Here is a 15,673-nt window from a genome sequence, read left to right as displayed (position 1 = left end):
CGCCCCGACGGTGGCGGCGGTACCCGGCCGATCCGGACCCCTGGTGGACATGGCACCCTGGGAGCGTCCGTCTCCGGCACGAAGGACGACAGATGCGCCTCGACGAGCACGGCCGCTGGGTCAGCGATGACGGCGCCTACCTCTGGGACGAAGCCGCCCAGACCTGGCAGCCGTCTTCCGCCGTGCCGCCGGCCAGCTCCGGCGGCGATCCGGCGCGGGCGCAGACGGCCGGCACCGTCGACGCCGCGCCGCGTGACGGCGGCGATGCGCGCACGGGCGGTCTTCCCGACGCCGCCGCGGCGGGTTCCTCGGCCTACCCGGGTGCGGGCTTCGGGTCCGGCCCGGGTGGCACGCCGGATGGTGGGCGGGGCGCCGCCGCCCCGGCGCGCGGCGCGGGGCTCGGATCGCCTGCCGTGGTGCGGCATGAGGTCCGTCCGGGGGCGCCGCGTCCCGGCGGCTCGGTCGCGGCCGAACCGCCGGCCGGTGCGAACCCGCCGGGTGTCCGCGGCCTGTTCGGTGACTCCGGCCTGATCGGCGGCGTGCGCTCGGCGGGCGGCGCGGGTTCGGCCGGTGGCCCCGACGGAAGCGGCGCTGGCGGCCCGGCCGCCGGCTCCGGTGTGGCGGCCGGCTCCGGTGCGGCGACGGGGGAACTGGCGTCCTACGGTGGCACGGGGCAGTTTGGGCGGTGGGCGTCGCCAGGTACCGCGCCCGACGCCGACGCCGACGCCGACGCAGCCGGGCCGAGCGCCCCGCCGCACGTCACCGCCCCGACCGCGGCTACCGGGATGACCCTGGCCGGCACCACGGGCGCCGGCCCGGCCGGCCCCGCCGGTACTCCCGGGGGCTGGCACGACGGCGACTCGACCGGCGAGTTCCGCCGCGGCGGCGCGCCGGCGGGCACCGGCGCCCCGCCGGCGCGGGCCACCGGTGTGGCGCACTGGGATGATGACCTCGACGACGAGGCCGACTCCGACGACGACCTTTCCCGCGGCAGGGAGTCGTTCGGCGACGGGGAGCGTTTCCGCGGCGCGGAGTTCGGCCGCGGCACCGAGTTCGACGGCGAGCCCGAGTCCGGCTGGGCACCGTCGGGCCCCCGCAGGCCGGCGCCGGCGGCGGGCCGCCCGGCCGCCGCGGGGGGTCTGGCCGGCCGGGTCGGCGGGTTTCTCCGGCAGGCGCGCGAGCGTCCCCCGCTGCTGATCGCGGCCATCGTCGTGCTGGTCTGCGTGGGCCTTGGAGTCGCGGGATTCCTCGCCTTTGGCGGAGGCGGCTCGGACGGCGGGTCGGCCGTGGGCGCCGCGGCAGCCGGCAAGGGCCACTACACCAAGGCCGTCCGCGAGGCGTATCTGAGCTCCTGCCTGGACGTCAGCAACGGCAACGAGGGCTACTGCACCTGCACGCTGGACAAACTGGAGGCCACCTACACGGAGGAGGAGTACAAGCGGTTCAACGCGAGCGTCCAGTCGGAGTCATCGCGGCGGATCGTGCGCGAGATGTACGCCGCCTGCCGTGACAAGCGATGACCCCAACCCGTGTACAATGGTCAGTCGGAGCTAATACCCCATATTCTTCCGGGCTTGTGGGCGACCCGCCAGAGAGCTATTGCTTTTTTGTCGGCTGTACGGTAGGACGTCCATCACGCATAGCCACACGATCGCGGCGAGGCGGAGCACGGGGCCGCAGGCCGGGATCCTTTGTCTCCGAGCGGCGCTGCTCCCGACCGACTGATCTGGCTGGGTGCGGGTTGCGACGACACGGTTCAGACAATGCACGTCCACACGATGGCTGCCCACATCGTGCTGATCTGGGGGGCAGGAGATGCCGCCCGATGACCATGCACCGTAGCCCGAGGCTCGAGGGTCCTGCGTCGACCGTCCCGTCCACCCGTGCGCCGAGGCGGGGGACAGTCCGGTGACGACCCACGATGCCGATGTGAACGGGCCGGCCCGGCCGGTTTCGCCCCGCCGCGACGACGACTTCTTCGCCGTCGAGCGGGTCGGCGAGCCCGAGTCCCGCCCGTCCGCCGCGCCGTCCCAGGTCTCCTTCGCGCCGACTCCCTGGCCACCGCAGTCCGCCGCCCCGCCGAACTCCGGGCCGCCGAACTCCGGGCCGCAGGCGGCCCAGCCGCAGAACTCCGCCGCGGTGCCGCCCGCCGGGCCGCCGCGCCGCGCCGATCCCTTCGACGTCACCAGTACCTGGGATGGTCCGGCGCCGCGACCCGGGGGCGGATCCTCGGCGATCTCCGTGGCGCCTCCGGTCGACGCCGCCTCGCCGGCCGGTTCCCGGCCGATGGCCAACCTGCCGTCGATGTCGCCCCCGGCGCCGCCCGCACCCGCCGGGGCCGCCCCGGCCGGCCTGCCCGCCCGACCGGACCCGGGCGTCGACCGGCTCGGATCGCCGGTGGTCGGTGGTCGGACCGGGCCTGGCGGCCAGCAGGCGTGGGGTGGTCCGCCCGCGGACTCGGTGCGCGTCGGTGACTCCCCCCGGCTTGCCGCGCCCGTGGCGGACCGGTCCGCTGGCGGTTACACCGACCCGTTCACCGGCGGTTTCCCCATCTCCGCCCGCCCGGTCCCCTCGACCGGGCCGCGCACGGGTCCGACCCCGCTGTCGTCTCAGCCCCAGGCGCCCTACCCGGCCGCGGCACCGCGGCAGGCCGCGTACCCGCCGCCCGCACCCGCCGGCTCGCCGGGGTCCACGGGCTTCTCCGCGGCCTCCGCCATGCCCGCGGCTGGAGCCGCGCCCGCAGCCGCAGCCGCGCCGCCGGGAACGGCCAGCCGGCCAACCGGCTCGCCGTCCGCGCCGGCACACCAGCCGGAGCCCGGGACGCAGCAGCGAGTGGGGCCGGACGGCTTCGGCGTGACCGGCGCCGGCCCGCAGCCGGCTCGGCCGGCGCCGCCCGGTGGTCGCGGCACGGGTTGGACCGGCTCCGGCGGCTACGGTCCGCCGGGCGGGGCCGACCTGCCCGCCACCGCGGGCAGCGGGCGGGAGGCCCCTCGACAGACAGATCCGTGGAACGGCCACAGCTCGCCGCGGCTGCGGTTGCCGGAGTCACCCGCGGGCGACCCGGCCCAGGCGGGCTGGGGGACGGGTGGCCAGGCCCCCGACTACCCGTCGGTGCCGCCGCGCGGCTTCGGCGGGGTGGGCGCCTACCCGGCTCCGCGGGAGTCCGGCCCCGCAGCCGCGGGCGCCGGCCGACCTGGGGACCTCGGGGGGCGCGGCCAGGCTGCCGGCGAGGCGTTCGCCGCCGGCGCGGCGGCGGCGCCCGTGAGCGAAGGGTTGTACGACCGCGCGGGTTCCGGCCCCCTCCTCAGCGCCGGCGCGGAGCCGGCAAGCCCGTCGGGACTCGCCCCCGGGAACGGGCAGAGGCCTGCGGTCGGTCGCGGTCGGTCCGGCGCCACCGCGGCGCCCACCGCTCGACCGGACCGCCCCCGGGATGCGCCGCAGGGCGTGCCCGGTGCTCAGGGCGTGCCCGGCGCTTCGGCCTGGCGCAACCCGTTGACCGATACCGGCAGCTTCGTCCGCCCGCAGCCGCCGCCCGGCATCCCCGGGTCGCTCGCCGACCGGGACGATCCCCTCTCCGGGCCGTTGCCGACGGGACGCCGCCGCCGCGGGCCCGGAGCCGGGGCGCCCGGAGCCGGGGGAGCCGGCACCGGCTGGCGCGCGCCCGCTGCCTCGCCGGCGGGGGAGCGTCTCGTCCCTCCCGCCCGGGAGGGGGCCTCGACGGGCGGAGACAGGTCCGGTGGCGCGCCGGTTGTGCCGGACGCGGCCCCGGTCGGCATGCGAGCCGGCGGCCCGCCCCCGCGGCGGGTCGAGGAGACGATGACGACGGCCCGGCCGCTGTACCGGCCGGATGCGCCGGCTGTCGGCGGGCCGCCCGCCGGCAGTCCCGGGCAGCCCGGCAAGGCGGGTGGGCGCGGCGCAGGCGCGGCCGGCCCGACCGGGCGCCGGCCCGAGACGCCGGCCGAGATGACCTCTCTGGTCACCCGGCGAGCATCGGGCCGGGGGCGGGGCAGCGCGGCGGACCCGGCGGGGGACGACGACAGCGGCTGGCAGCCGTCCCGGACCGTGCGGAAGCCGAGCGGCCGCAGCGTGCCCGCCGATCGCCGCCGCACACCGAATCCGGTGACCGACACCGACAGCCTGCAACCGGTCTCCGCCCCGTCCGCGGAACGGTCCACCGCCGGTGGCCGCGCGGACGGCCCCTCCGACACCGGCGAGCGGCGGCGGCGCACTGCTGACCGGGCGGCCCGGGGCGGTGCTACCGGGCCGGGAGCCCGCCGCGCCGCGGGTCGGCGGGCGGACACCAGCGGCGGCCATTCGGGCCCGCAGCGGCGGTCCGCACGCGCGGCGACGTCCTCGGGTCTGCTGGAACCGACCGACCGCCGGGACTCGACACCCGGCGACGAGCCGCCGCTCGAGGACCGGCTGGCCTGGCTCCGGCAGGGCTGGATCGGCCCGCTGGCGGTCGCGCTGGTCGTGGCGCTGCTGGCGGTCGGCGGCTACGTCCTGCTGCGCGGTGGCGGCAACGGGGGCGGCGGGACGGCCGCCCCGAGCCCGACGGCCGACGCGTCGGCCACCCCGGCGACGACCAACCCGGACGCCCTCACCGGCAAGGCGATGATCGACGGTAGCTGGCAGTGCCGCCTGGTCACCGTCACCGACCCGATCAGTCTGTCCCACGACGTGGTGGGGGTGCTGGTGGTCGAACGCACGGCCGGTGCCTACACCTGGAACGGTGCTGCCGGCCAGTACACGATCACCCCCGTGGCCGGCAACGACGGCGGGAATGTGATCGGCGACGTGAGGTTCACCAGCGGTCCGCTGAAGGATCTGTCGGCGATGCACATCGCCAAGCCGGGGGACGGAATCCGCGGCAAGGCGCAGGGCACCCTGGATCTCAAGGCTGGCGGGACTGCGCCGCATCGAATCTGCGGAGTGAACTGAGAACATCCGTCCCTATGCTGACTGTAAGCGGGAACGGCGAAATGTCTGTTCTAACCGGCGGGTCGGCGATGCCGGCCGGTCGGCTACCTACCCCGGTTGTCGGGTTTAGACGGCGGTGCGGCAGGATCAGGTGCCATGCTCAGGTCTGACCGTGGTATGGGTGGCTGGCGGCGTTCAGCCGCCGGCAACGAGAAGGATATGGCCGGCGGGGTGGGCGGCGGCGTCCCGGCGGCTGTCGGGACCGGTCGACCGGCCGTCGACCGGCGCAGTCTGCTCCGCTGGGCCGGGACCGCCGCGGTGGCCGCGCCGGCCGCCGGGCTGCTCGCCGCCTGCGGCGGGTCGTCGTCCTCCGATGGCCCGCGCAAGGTGCGTCTCGGGTACGTGACCTCCCGCACCGGGCCGCTCAGCTCCTACAGCGTGGTCGATTCGTACGTCGTCCAGACGATGCAGTCGCTCCTCGCCGACGGGGTCAAGGTGGGCGGCCGCAACTACCCGGTGGAGATCTTCGTACGCGACTCGGAGTCCGACCGGCACCGGGCCGGGCTCGCCGCGACCGACCTGATCTTCAAGGACAAGGTCGACATCGTCCTGGTCGGTGGAACCTCGGACACGGCCATTCCGGTCGCCGATCAGTGCGAGATCAACCAGGTTCCCTGTATCTCGACGAACGCCCCCTGGCAGTCCTGGTGGAACGGGCGCGGCGGTAACGTCGACATGCCCTTCCACTGGACCTACCACTTTTACTGGGGGATGGAGGACGTCGTCGCCACCTATGTGGCGATGTGGCGCCAGCTCGGGATCACCAAGGTGGGGCTGATGTATCCCGCGGACGATGACGGCCAGGCATTCGCCAATCCGGACTTCGGAATTCCCACCATCCGCAACTTTGATTTTCAGCTGATCTCGCCGGCGAGCTCGGGCTACCAGGTGGGAGCGCCGTCGTTCGACTCGTACCTGGACGCCTTCAAGTCCGCCGGCGTCCAGGCCGTCGTCGGGATTGCCCAGGCCGAGGACTTCGCCGCCTTCCGGCGCCTGACCAGAACCAAGGACTTCACCCCGAAGGCGCTGACCGTGTCGAAGGCGCTGACCTTCCAGGAGGACGTCCGGGCGCTCGGGTCCAACGGCGACGGGCTGACCACCGAGGTCGCCTGGTCGCCGTCACACCCCTACCGCAGCTCACTGAACAACAAGACCTCCCAGGATCTGGCCAGTGACTTCGCCAGCGCCCGCGGCCGCGGGTGGACGCAGGCGCTGGGCTTCACCTACGCGCTGTTCGAGGTGGCGGTGAAGGCGCTCGGCGGTGCCGCCTCGCTGGACCGGGAGGCGATCGCCGCAGCCGTCAAGGAGGTCGACGCCCAGACGATCGTCGGCCCGGTGGCGTTCGGATCCCAGTCGAACGTGCCGAAGAACGTGGCCCGTACCGCCCTGGTCGGCGGGCAGTGGGACCAGGTCGACAACGACTTCGCGCTCAAGGTCGTGAACAACAGCGGCAACAGCAAGGTCGGGGTGGACGCGCAGTTGCGCCCGCTCCCGCCGCCGGTCTGAGCGGCGCGCCCGCCGACGCACAACGCGAGGGGCCCCGGGACTCGTGTCCCGGGGCCCCTCGCGGGTGTGGCGGGTCAGGCGCGAGCGGCTGCCCGCGACATCGTGTGCTCGACCACGGCGATCAGCGCGCTCTTGGTCGAGTCCCGGTTGCGGGCGTCGCAGGTGATGATCGGCACGGTCGGGCTGATCTGCAACGCCTCGCGGACATCCTCGATGGAGTGCCGAAGGATTCCGTCGAAGCAGTTGACGCCGATCACGAACGGCAGTTGACGCTGCTCGAAGTAGTCGACGGCGGCGAAGCAGTCCGCCAGCCGGCGGGTGTCGGCCAGGACGATCGCGCCGATGGCGCCACGGACGATGTCGTCCCACATGAACCAGAAGCGGTACTGCCCAGGCGTCCCGAACAGGTACAGGATCAGGTCCTCGTCGAGGGAGACGCGGCCGAAGTCCATCGCGACCGTGGTCGTGGTCTTGTCGGACAGGTGGGTGAGGTCGTCGACGTGGGCTCCCGCCTCGGTCATGACGGCCTCGGTACGCAACGGGACAATTTCCGACACCGAGCCCACAAAGGTGGTCTTCCCGGCGCCGAATCCTCCCGCCACCACGATCTTCACCGAGGTCGTGGCGACGGAGGAGTTGACCCGTCTGTTGTCAGAGCTTTCGAAGGCCACTGAGAACCCTTTCGAGCAACGCGAGATCCGGTGCCTCGTCGCGGTCAGGCTGCTGGTGGACGCGGACGAAGCCTTCGTCCGCCATGTCGCCGACCAGCACACGGGCGACTCCCAGAGGCACCCGGAGCCCGGCGGCGATCTCCGCGATGGATCGCACCTGCCGGCACATGGCGGCGATGGTCTGTTGCTCGAGGTTGAGGCCGATGGCCCGTTCCTCGCCGAGCGGCGTCGTGAACACGAGCGCCTCGATGGCGAGCTCGTAGCGTGACCGAGTACGCCCGCCGGTCATCGCGTAGGGACGGACGACCGGACCGGGCGCGTTCTCGGGATCGATACTCACCCTGACTCCCTGTGCTGCCGCTCGTTCACCGCGGAAGCGTTCCCTGCAGCTCGGCGCGCAGCGCCGGGGTGAGAACATCCTTCGCCCGGCTGACCAGCAGGGCCATCTCGTAGCCGACCAGGCCGATGTCGCACGACGGCGCCGCCAGCACGGCCATGCTCGCCCCGTCGCTGATCGACATGATGAACAGGAAGCCGTGTTCCATCTCGACGACGCTCTGCGTCACGGCGCCCGCCTCGAACACGCGCGCCGCCCCCTGGGTCAGGCTCACCAGCCCGGAGGCCACCGCGGCGAGCTGGTCGGCCCGGTCGCGGGGGAAGCCGTCGGAGACGGCCAGCAGCAGCCCGTCCGCGGACACCACCACGGTGTGGGCGACACCCGGGACGCGATCGACAAAATTGTTGATCAACCAGTTGAGGTTCTGAGCCTCAGAACTCACGGGTGTCACCGTTCCTCCTGCGGGTCACGTCGAGGATTCCTCGTGGTGTCGACTCCGACATCACGTCCCTGCCGCACGCCCTGGTAGAAGCTGGCAAGCCGGCCACCGACGGCCTCGGGAGACCTGGTCGAGGTTTCGGCGGGACCCCGGCTTGGCGCGGGTTCGGCGCTGCCGGGCACGAGATGGGTCATGGGAACTCGCACCGGCAGGCCCGATCGCGTCACGCCACCGGTGCTCGGCTGGCGCAACGACTCGGCTGCCTGCCAGCCGGCGTCCCCGGGAGAGCTCCAGCCTCCCCGGTCCGGCGGCTGTGCTGCCTGGTGCTGTGGCACCGACTGGTGCGGTGGCACCGACTGGTGCGGTGGCACCGACTGATGCTGTGCCGCCGGCTGGTGGGACTGGGCCGCCGCGGGCTGGGGCTGCGGGCTGGGGCTCGGCTGCCCGGACCCCGGCCGTCCCGGGCCGCTGGGAAGCGGGGACTGGTGCGGCGCCGCGAAGGCGGGTACCGACGCCGGGGCGGGCGGCTCGGCCGCCGCCGGCCGGGCGCCCGTGCCGGGCTCGGCGGCCGGACGGGCCGGACCGCGCTGCCCGAAGGCCCCGCCGATGCCGGGACGCCCGACCGGCCGGGCCGGGGCCGCGGCCGGCGGCTCACCTGCCGCCCGCGCGGCGGCCGCGGGGGCCTGGCGCTGGGCCGATGCTGCGGCGGCCGGCGTCCGGCGCTGGAACCACGCGGATACGGAGTCGAAGATCGGCGAGGTTTCGACGTCGTCGGTCTCCGACTCGGCCGTGGCCTGCTCGCCGGTGATCTCGGCAGGCGCCGGCTCCGCGACACGGCCGGGAGCGGTCGGCGTCTGTGGGCCCGTCTGTGACTGGGGCCCCGTCCGTGCCTGTGGGCCTGTCTGTGACTGTGGGCCTGTCCGTGACTGGGGACCGGTCGGCGTCTGCGGGCGGATCGGCGGCCGTAGCCCGGTCGGTGACTGCAGGCCGGCTGGTGACTGCGATCCGGTGGCGGGCTCGGGGCGCGGCCGTGCCTGTGGTTCGGGCCGGTCCTCGGCGCGGGCGAACACGTCGCCCGGGCGTGGGGTGGCCGGCTCGACCGGCTGCCGGGGTGCGTCGTGATCGGCGCGGTCCCGGAGGCTCGGGCGCTCCCGGACGGGGAGCTTCGGCGCCGCCTCGGGCTGCTCGCCCGCGGCGGGCTCGGTGTCCGCGGGCCGGGGGCGGGTGGGCCAGCGGTTGTCCCCGAACGACACGGGGCTCGTCACGTCCGGTGCGGGCTGCTCGCGCCGGGCGGCCGGCCCACGCCGGTCGATGGACTCGGTGTCGGGGGTGACCCCACCGGGTGACGTGCCGCGGGAAGCCGTGCCGCCGCCAGCGGCACCGCCGGGCGGCGTCGCGCGGCCGCGTGGCCCGGTGTCGTGGCCGGGCCGGACGTCGAGGTCGATCTCCTGGCTGTCGAAGTCCCGCGGGTCGCGGTCGTCGTCTGCGGGGCCGTCGGACGCCCGGTTCTGCGGGGCGGTGCCCGGGAACTGCGCGGCCCGGCGTGGGGTGCCGCCGTCGACCTCGCGTGGCGCGGTCGGTGGAGTCGGTGCCGTGCCGCCGGTCTCGCTGTCGCGGTCGTTGCGGTCGTCCAGACCGGGGGAGAACTCCTCCAGACCGAAGCCGCGCCGGTCCGCGGTGGGCAGCGGACCGGTTCGGTCGGAGCCGAGCTGCGCGGCCAGCGGGCCGGTCAGCGGAAACGGACCGGTGTTGGGGAAGCGCCGTGGACCGCTGGAGTCGTCGAAGATGTTCTCCCGCGGCGCGGGTTCCGACTCGGGCCGGTGCCCGTTGTTCATCCCGTTGCTCGAGCCGGTACCCGCCGGGCTCGGCGCTCCGTTCGCACGATCGGGCGCCACGCCGTTACTCGGCCGCTCGGCGCGTTCCGCGGGCCGTCCGCCGCCGGGGCCGCCGATCGCCGGGGTGGTCGCGGGCCGGTTCAGGGCCGGGGGACGACCGGGCAGGGCGCCGGCGGCACTGTCGCCGGTGACCAGCTTCGCGGGCAGCCGGACGACGGCGGTGATGCCGCCCGACGCCGACTCACGCAACTGGACGCGAATGCCGTGCCGGCCGGCCAGCCGGCCGACGGCGAACAGGCCCATCGTCCGCGACACCGACACGTCGACGACCGGGGGATTGGCCAGCCGCTCGTTGACCCGCTCGAGCTCCTTGGCCGGCATGCCGATGCCCTGGTCCTCGATCTCGATCATCGCACCGGCGCCGGGGCCGAGTGAATGGCTGGTCACGAGCACCTCGGTGACCGGCGGCGAGTACGAGGTGGCGTTCTCCAGCAGCTCGGCGACGAGGTGGACGACGTCGCTGACACCGTTGCCGGCGATGGACACCGGCGCGGCCGAGGTCTGCTTCACCCGGGTGTACTGCTCCACCTCGGAGATGGCGGCCAGGACCACCTCGTTGAGCGGCACCGGGTGCGTCCAGCGGCGGGCGGTGTCCGTGCCGGCGAGGACCAGCAGGCTCTCGTTGTTCCGCCGCATTCGGGTGGCGAGGTGGTCCAGCTTGAAGAGGTTGGAGAGCTGGTCGGGGTCCTGCTCGCGGTTCTCCAGGTCGTCGATCAGGCGGAGCTGGCGTTCGACCAGCCCCTGGCTGCGCCGGGAGAGGTTCACGAACATCGCGTTGACGTTGTTTCGCAGCGACGCCTGCTCGGAGGCCAGCCGGATCGCCTCACGGTGGACCTCGTCGAAGGCCCGGGCGACTTCACCGACCTCCTCGTCGGTGTTGATACCGACCGGTTCGATCGAGTCGTCGATGTCCTGGTCGGTGGAGTCACGCAGGCGGCGGACGGCCTCCGGCAGCCGGCGGTCGGCGATGTCGAGCGCCGCGGTCCGCAGCGCCAGCAGCGGCCGGACCAGCGACCGCGCCACGACGAGCGCGGACAGCAGGGCGGCGGCGAGGATGAGCACGATGAGCAGACCGGACAGCAGCGCCCGGTGCTGGATGTTGCCGCGCAGGGTGTCGACCCGGTCGTCGACGAGCGCCAGGAGTTTGTCCGTGGCGTCGGTGCTGGTGTCGATGGTCTCCTGGGTCGCCCGGTTCCACTTCTCCGACTCGACGACGGTCAGCGGCTGGCCGATGGGCGCGTCCAGGACCTCCTCGACGTAATTCTGGGTGTTGCGGATGTCGCCATTGTTTTCGGTGTCGATTGTCGGGTTGTAGATGGCGTGCTGGGCTGGCCCGGCGACGTTTTCGAGGTCGTCCCGCTCCCGTGCTCGCTGAGTCTCGGCCGAGAGGAACTCGCGATAGTCACCTTCAGTGAAGACCTGGTTGCTGCCGCGCGGAAGCAGGCCGTAGACGAGGGCCTGCTGCTGCGCGAGGAGTTCCGTCCCCGACATGAGGAAGTAGGCCGTATTGACGCCGTCGTCGAGCTGCTGGTCGTCATTTCCCTGTGGGATGAGCTGGACCAGGTTGATCAGGGAGTCGATGATCGGCTGAAAGGCCGTCTGGACGGCTTTCGGGTCGACAACTCTTTGGATCGTCTGCCGCTTCGCGGGCAGCGAGTCCATCCGGGTCTGGACGTCGTCGAGGGCTCGCCGAACCTCGCCGCCGAAGGAACCGCGCCGTCCGTTGGCCACCGCCTTGTAGGCCTGGTAGGCATCGTTCACCGCCGCCTGGCGGGGCGGGACGGCGGCGGCGTCGCGGGAACCGACCGGGCCGCTCGCCACGAAGCCGGTGCTGTACGTCCGTTCCGTCTGCAGGGCATGGGCGAGCGTCGACGCGGACCGGCTGATCTCGGTGAGATCCGAGATCCGGTTGACGTCACGGGTGCTGGTCAGCACCGTGCTGGCCTCGATGGAGGAGTAGACCAGGATCGCGACGACCGGCACGGCCAGAATCGCGATCAGCTTGGTACGGACCCGCCAGTTGGTGGGGTTGGTGGCGGCGCGACGAAGGCGCACCAGACCGGACCCCGCGGGGTCCGGTGGCGCCGCGGGGCGATCGTCGCGCTGCCCGCCGTCTTCGGTGTCCACGGGCAAACCCGGCGCCGAGGTCGGCTCCGGATCTGCGGCGATGCCCGTGCTGCTGGCCATCGGTTGTCTGCGCACGTACCTTCGCAACCTCTCCGCCAGCCTCCCGGAACACGTCGTACCAGGATGGCTCGGTATCGGGCCCTGATGTCCCTTGCCAGGCACCATAGCGGTACGAAGTCGGCATCCGAAAGGCGCCTACCGTAAGCGCGTTGGTGGCTGCACGCCAGTTGTGGTCACGGCGCACGGAGTCACCGTCTGCGTAACCCTGGCGAAGCCCGACAACGTACGCCCATCGTGACGTAGCGGTTGTCCCAGTGAGTGGCACTGAAGGCGCAAAGCAGGCATCTGCGACATCCGTCCTTACGGGTCTTCGAGGGTGCCCTCGATGCGCCGCCCGCTCGCGTGAACGGCGCCCACGGGCGGCGGCGGGGCCCGGAAGGCCGCCCGAGCAGGCCTGGCCCACAGGTGCCGCGGGGTCCGTAGGCTTGCGGGGTGAGCGAGTTGCAGCGCAGCGATGCTGGTCACGATGCGAGACGGGGGGCCGCGGGCCCGGCGGGAGGCGCCCCGACGGCGCCGGTGACCAGGCCCGGCACGCCTGCGGGCGCCGGGGCGCCGGGGCATCCCGGATACGACACGGTGCTGGTGATCGATTTCGGCGCGCAGTATGCCCAACTGATCGCTCGGCGGGTCCGCGAATGCCACGTGTACTCGGAGATCGTGCCGTGGGACATGCCCGTGGACGAGATCCTCGCCCGCAGACCGTCCGCACTGATCCTTTCCGGTGGGCCGAAGTCGGTGTACTCGCCGGGAGCGCCTCGGGTCGACCCCGCGTTGTTCGACACCGGGCTGCCCATTCTCGGCATCTGCTACGGCCACCAGGTGATGGCCCAGGCGCTGGCCGGCTCGGTCGCCCGGACCGGAACAGCGGAGTACGGAGCGACTCACCTGTCGGTGACCGAGCCGGGCGTCCTGTTCCACGGCCTTCCGGTCGCCCAACAGGTGTGGATGTCGCACGGCGACTCCGTGACCGCGGCCCCGCCCGGCTTCCGGGTGACGGCGTCCACCCCGTCGACCCCCGTCGCCGCCTTCGAGGATCCGGCCCGCCGCCTCTACGGCGTCCAGTTCCATCCGGAGGTGGTGCACAGCGAGCGCGGACTCGACGTGCTGCGGCACTTCCTGCTGGTGGGCGCGGGCTGCCGTCCGACCTGGACCATGGTGAACATCGTCGACGAGGCGGTGGCGGCGGTGCGCGCCCAGGTCGGTTCGGGCCGGCTGATCTGCGGGCTGTCCGGCGGGGTGGACTCCGCGGTCGCCGCGGCGCTCGTGCACCGTGCCGTCGGTGACGCCCTGACCTGCGTCTTCGTGGACCACGGCCTGCTACGGGCGGGCGAGGCCGAACAGGTCGAGCGGGACTTCGTCGCGTCCACCGGCGTCGATCTCGTCCACGTGAAGGCGGCCGACCGGTTCGCCGCGGCGCTGGCCGGCGTGACCGATCCGGAGCGCAAGCGGAAGATCATCGGTCGGGAGTTCATCCGGGTCTTCGAGGAGTCGGCCCGCGAGCTGGAGGCCCGGGCCGAGGCCGAGGGCGCGACGATCGAGCACCTCGTGCAGGGGACGCTGTACCCCGACGTGATCGAGTCTGGTTCCCCGACCGCCGCGAAGATCAAGTCGCATCACAACGTCGGTGGCCTGCCGGAGGATCTGCGGTTTGGACTGGTCGAGCCGTTGCGCACCCTGTTCAAGGACGAGGTCCGCCGCCTCGGCGAGGAGCTCGGCCTGCCCGAGGAGATCGTCTGGCGCCAGCCGTTCCCCGGCCCGGGACTCGCCGTTCGCATCATCGGTGAGGTCACCCCCGAACGGCTCGACGTGGTCCGGGCGGCCGACGAGGTGGTCCGCGACGAGATCCGCCGGGCCGGGCTGGACCGGGAGATCTGGCAGGTCTTCGCGGTGCTGCTCGCGGACGTGCGGTCGGTCGGCGTGCAGGGCGACGAGCGCACCTACGGGCACCCGGTGGTCCTGCGCGCGGTCACCAGCGAGGACGCGATGACCGCCGACTGGGCGCGACTGCCCTACGGGCTGCTCGAACGCATCTCCAACCGGATCGTCAACGAGGTGGGGCAGGTCAACCGGGTCGTCTATGACATCACCTCGAAGCCCCCGGGCACCATCGAGTGGGAGTAGGCCCGACCGCCCGTCGGCAAGGGGACCGGCCCGGCGGCCTGACCGCCGCCGGGCGTCCCCGGGTTTGACGTCCCGGCAAGTCCGGAGCAGGCTGGGAGCCGTGACCGTGCACGAGATGGCCATTACCTAGGCGCGCACCCGAGCTCCGGGTCCGCGCGCCATGCCTTCCGCCTGCTCGGCGGGGGGCTTTTTTGTTGCCGCGGTCACGGCGAGGTGGCCGCACAGCCGCCGGGAGAGGCATCATGACCGCACCAGCCGCAGACGATCAACCGACCGCCGGGGGCGGTGACCCCGGGGCCGGCGACGCGGACCTGAGCATCGAGGCGGATCCCGATGCCGAGGCGGATCCGGACGTCGAGGCGGATCCGAGTGTCTCGGCGGATCTGAGTGTCTCGGCCATCGAGGCGGCGGCCGGGGTGCTCGACGGCGTGGCGCGGCGGACCCGGGTCGTGCATGATCCCGGCCTGTCGGCCGCGCTCGGCACGCCCGTGTGGTTCAAGTGCGAGCACGAGCAGCACACCGGTTCGTTCAAACTGCGTGGCGCCTACCACCGGGTGGCGACCGCGGACCCGGCGGAGCGTGCCCGGGGGGTCGTCGCGGCCAGTGCCGGCAACCACGCCCAGGGGGTGGCTTTCGCGGCGGCCACCTTCGGCGTCCCGGCGACGATCTTCGTGCCGGCGGGGGCGAACCCCGTCAAGGTCGCCCGGACTCGCCGGTGGGGCGCGCGGGTCGAGGAGGTGCCCGGAGGGGTGGAGGCCGCGCTCGCGGCGGCCGCCAACTTCGCCGCTCGCGGCGGGCGCCTGCTCGTGCATCCCTTCGACGACCCGGCCGTGGTGGCCGGGCAGGGCACGATCGGCCTCGAGCTGCTGGACCAGGTGCCGGACCTGGGCACCGTCCTGGTCGGGGTGGGCGGCGGTGGGCTCGTCAGCGGGGTTGCCGCGGCGCTGCGAGCCCGCCGGCCCGGCGTGCGCGTGATCGGGGTGCAGTCGGTGCTGGCCCCCGCCTTCGCCGCATCGCTGCGAGCCGGCCGGCGGCTCACCGCAGTGGTGGGTGCCGATCTGCCGGGCGCCGTCTCGCTGCCTGCCGATCTGCCGGTCACCGATCTGCCGGTCACCGATCTGCCGCGCGCCGCGGCCCGCGGCCGGGTCGTCCCGGTCATCCCCGGCAGCCGGCTGTCAGGGCGGCCGATGGTGCCCCGCTCGGCGGCGAGGCCCCGCACGATCGCCGACGGTATGGCGGTGAGCGAACCGGGTGCGCTGACCTTCGCGCTCGCCACCAGGCTGGTCGACGAGGTGGTGACCGTGGACGAGGCCGCCTTCTGGGAGGCGATGGTGCTGCTGCGGCGGGCCGGCCTCGCGGTGGAGCCGGCCGGAGCCGCGCCGATCGCGGCGCTGCTGCGCCACGGCGGCCTCGCCCAGGGGCCGACCGTGGCGATCCTGTCGGGAGGCAACATCGATCCCGGGGTGGCCAGCCGGGTCAAGTCGCTGGCCGCGGTCGCGACCGACGACGTCGGCGAGCTGCGGACCACGGCCTGAGC

9 protein-coding genes are annotated in these 15,673 nt (G+C 73.7%); 5 read left to right on the top strand and 4 right to left on the bottom strand.

Annotation, left to right across the window (positions count from 1 at the left end):
- Window positions 1-92 precede the first annotated feature (92 nt).
- From AC5R91_RS14840 to AC5R91_RS14830, 3 genes are all read left to right on the top strand, one after another.
- Window positions 93-1,520 carry a hypothetical protein gene (locus AC5R91_RS14840; protein WP_495397731.1) on the top strand — a complete coding sequence of 476 codons (1,428 nt, stop codon included), beginning with the start codon at window positions 93-95 and terminating at the stop codon, window positions 1,518-1,520.
- Between the two features lie 388 nt (window positions 1,521-1,908).
- Window positions 1,909-4,941, top strand: a complete 3,033-nt coding sequence (locus AC5R91_RS14835; protein WP_495397730.1) for a hypothetical protein — start codon at window positions 1,909-1,911, stop codon at window positions 4,939-4,941.
- Window positions 4,942-5,076: 135 nt separating this feature from the next.
- Window positions 5,077-6,486 (top strand): ABC transporter substrate-binding protein, encoded by a 1,410-nt coding sequence (locus AC5R91_RS14830; protein WP_495397729.1) that lies wholly within the window; start codon window positions 5,077-5,079, stop codon window positions 6,484-6,486.
- A 74-nt stretch (window positions 6,487-6,560) separates the two neighbouring features.
- Here AC5R91_RS14830 and AC5R91_RS14825 read toward each other — a convergent pair whose 3' ends face one another.
- The 4 genes from AC5R91_RS14825 to AC5R91_RS14810 are packed head-to-tail and all read right to left on the bottom strand — an operon-like array spanning window position 6,561 to window position 12,015.
- Entirely contained in the window at window positions 6,561-7,157 is a 597-nt protein-coding gene (locus tag AC5R91_RS14825; RefSeq protein ID WP_044884233.1) for a GTP-binding protein, read from the bottom strand.
- Complete coding sequence (locus AC5R91_RS14820) at window positions 7,138-7,497, bottom strand: DUF742 domain-containing protein (protein ID WP_011602350.1); 360 nt, start codon at window positions 7,495-7,497, stop codon at window positions 7,138-7,140. Before AC5R91_RS14820 ends, AC5R91_RS14825 begins: the two co-directional genes overlap by 20 nt.
- A 25-nt stretch (window positions 7,498-7,522) precedes the next feature.
- Window positions 7,523-7,945: a roadblock/LC7 domain-containing protein gene (locus AC5R91_RS14815; RefSeq protein WP_009740465.1), complete on the bottom strand. Its 423-nt coding sequence runs from the start codon at window positions 7,943-7,945 to the stop codon at window positions 7,523-7,525.
- On the bottom strand, window positions 7,942-12,015 hold the full coding sequence (locus tag AC5R91_RS14810) for a sensor histidine kinase (protein WP_495397728.1): 4,074 nt from the start codon (window positions 12,013-12,015) through the stop codon (window positions 7,942-7,944). The genes AC5R91_RS14815 and AC5R91_RS14810 overlap by 4 nt, the downstream gene beginning before the upstream one ends.
- A gap of 516 nt (window positions 12,016-12,531) precedes the next feature.
- Here AC5R91_RS14810 and guaA point away from each other — a divergent pair.
- Both guaA and AC5R91_RS14800 read left to right on the top strand, forming a co-directional pair.
- The gene (gene guaA, locus AC5R91_RS14805; RefSeq protein ID WP_495397727.1) at window positions 12,532-14,136 is read left to right on the top strand and encodes a glutamine-hydrolyzing GMP synthase; all 1,605 of its coding nucleotides are present in this window, start codon (window positions 12,532-12,534) and stop codon (window positions 14,134-14,136) included.
- A 242-nt stretch (window positions 14,137-14,378) separates the two neighbouring features.
- Complete coding sequence (locus tag AC5R91_RS14800; protein ID WP_495397726.1) at window positions 14,379-15,671, top strand: threonine ammonia-lyase; 1,293 nt, start codon at window positions 14,379-14,381, stop codon at window positions 15,669-15,671.
- Window positions 15,672-15,673 lie beyond the last annotated feature (2 nt).

The sequence above is a fragment of the Frankia sp. BMG5.60 genome (assembly GCF_059428125.1).
This window is presented reverse-complemented; position numbering and strand designations above follow the sequence as displayed.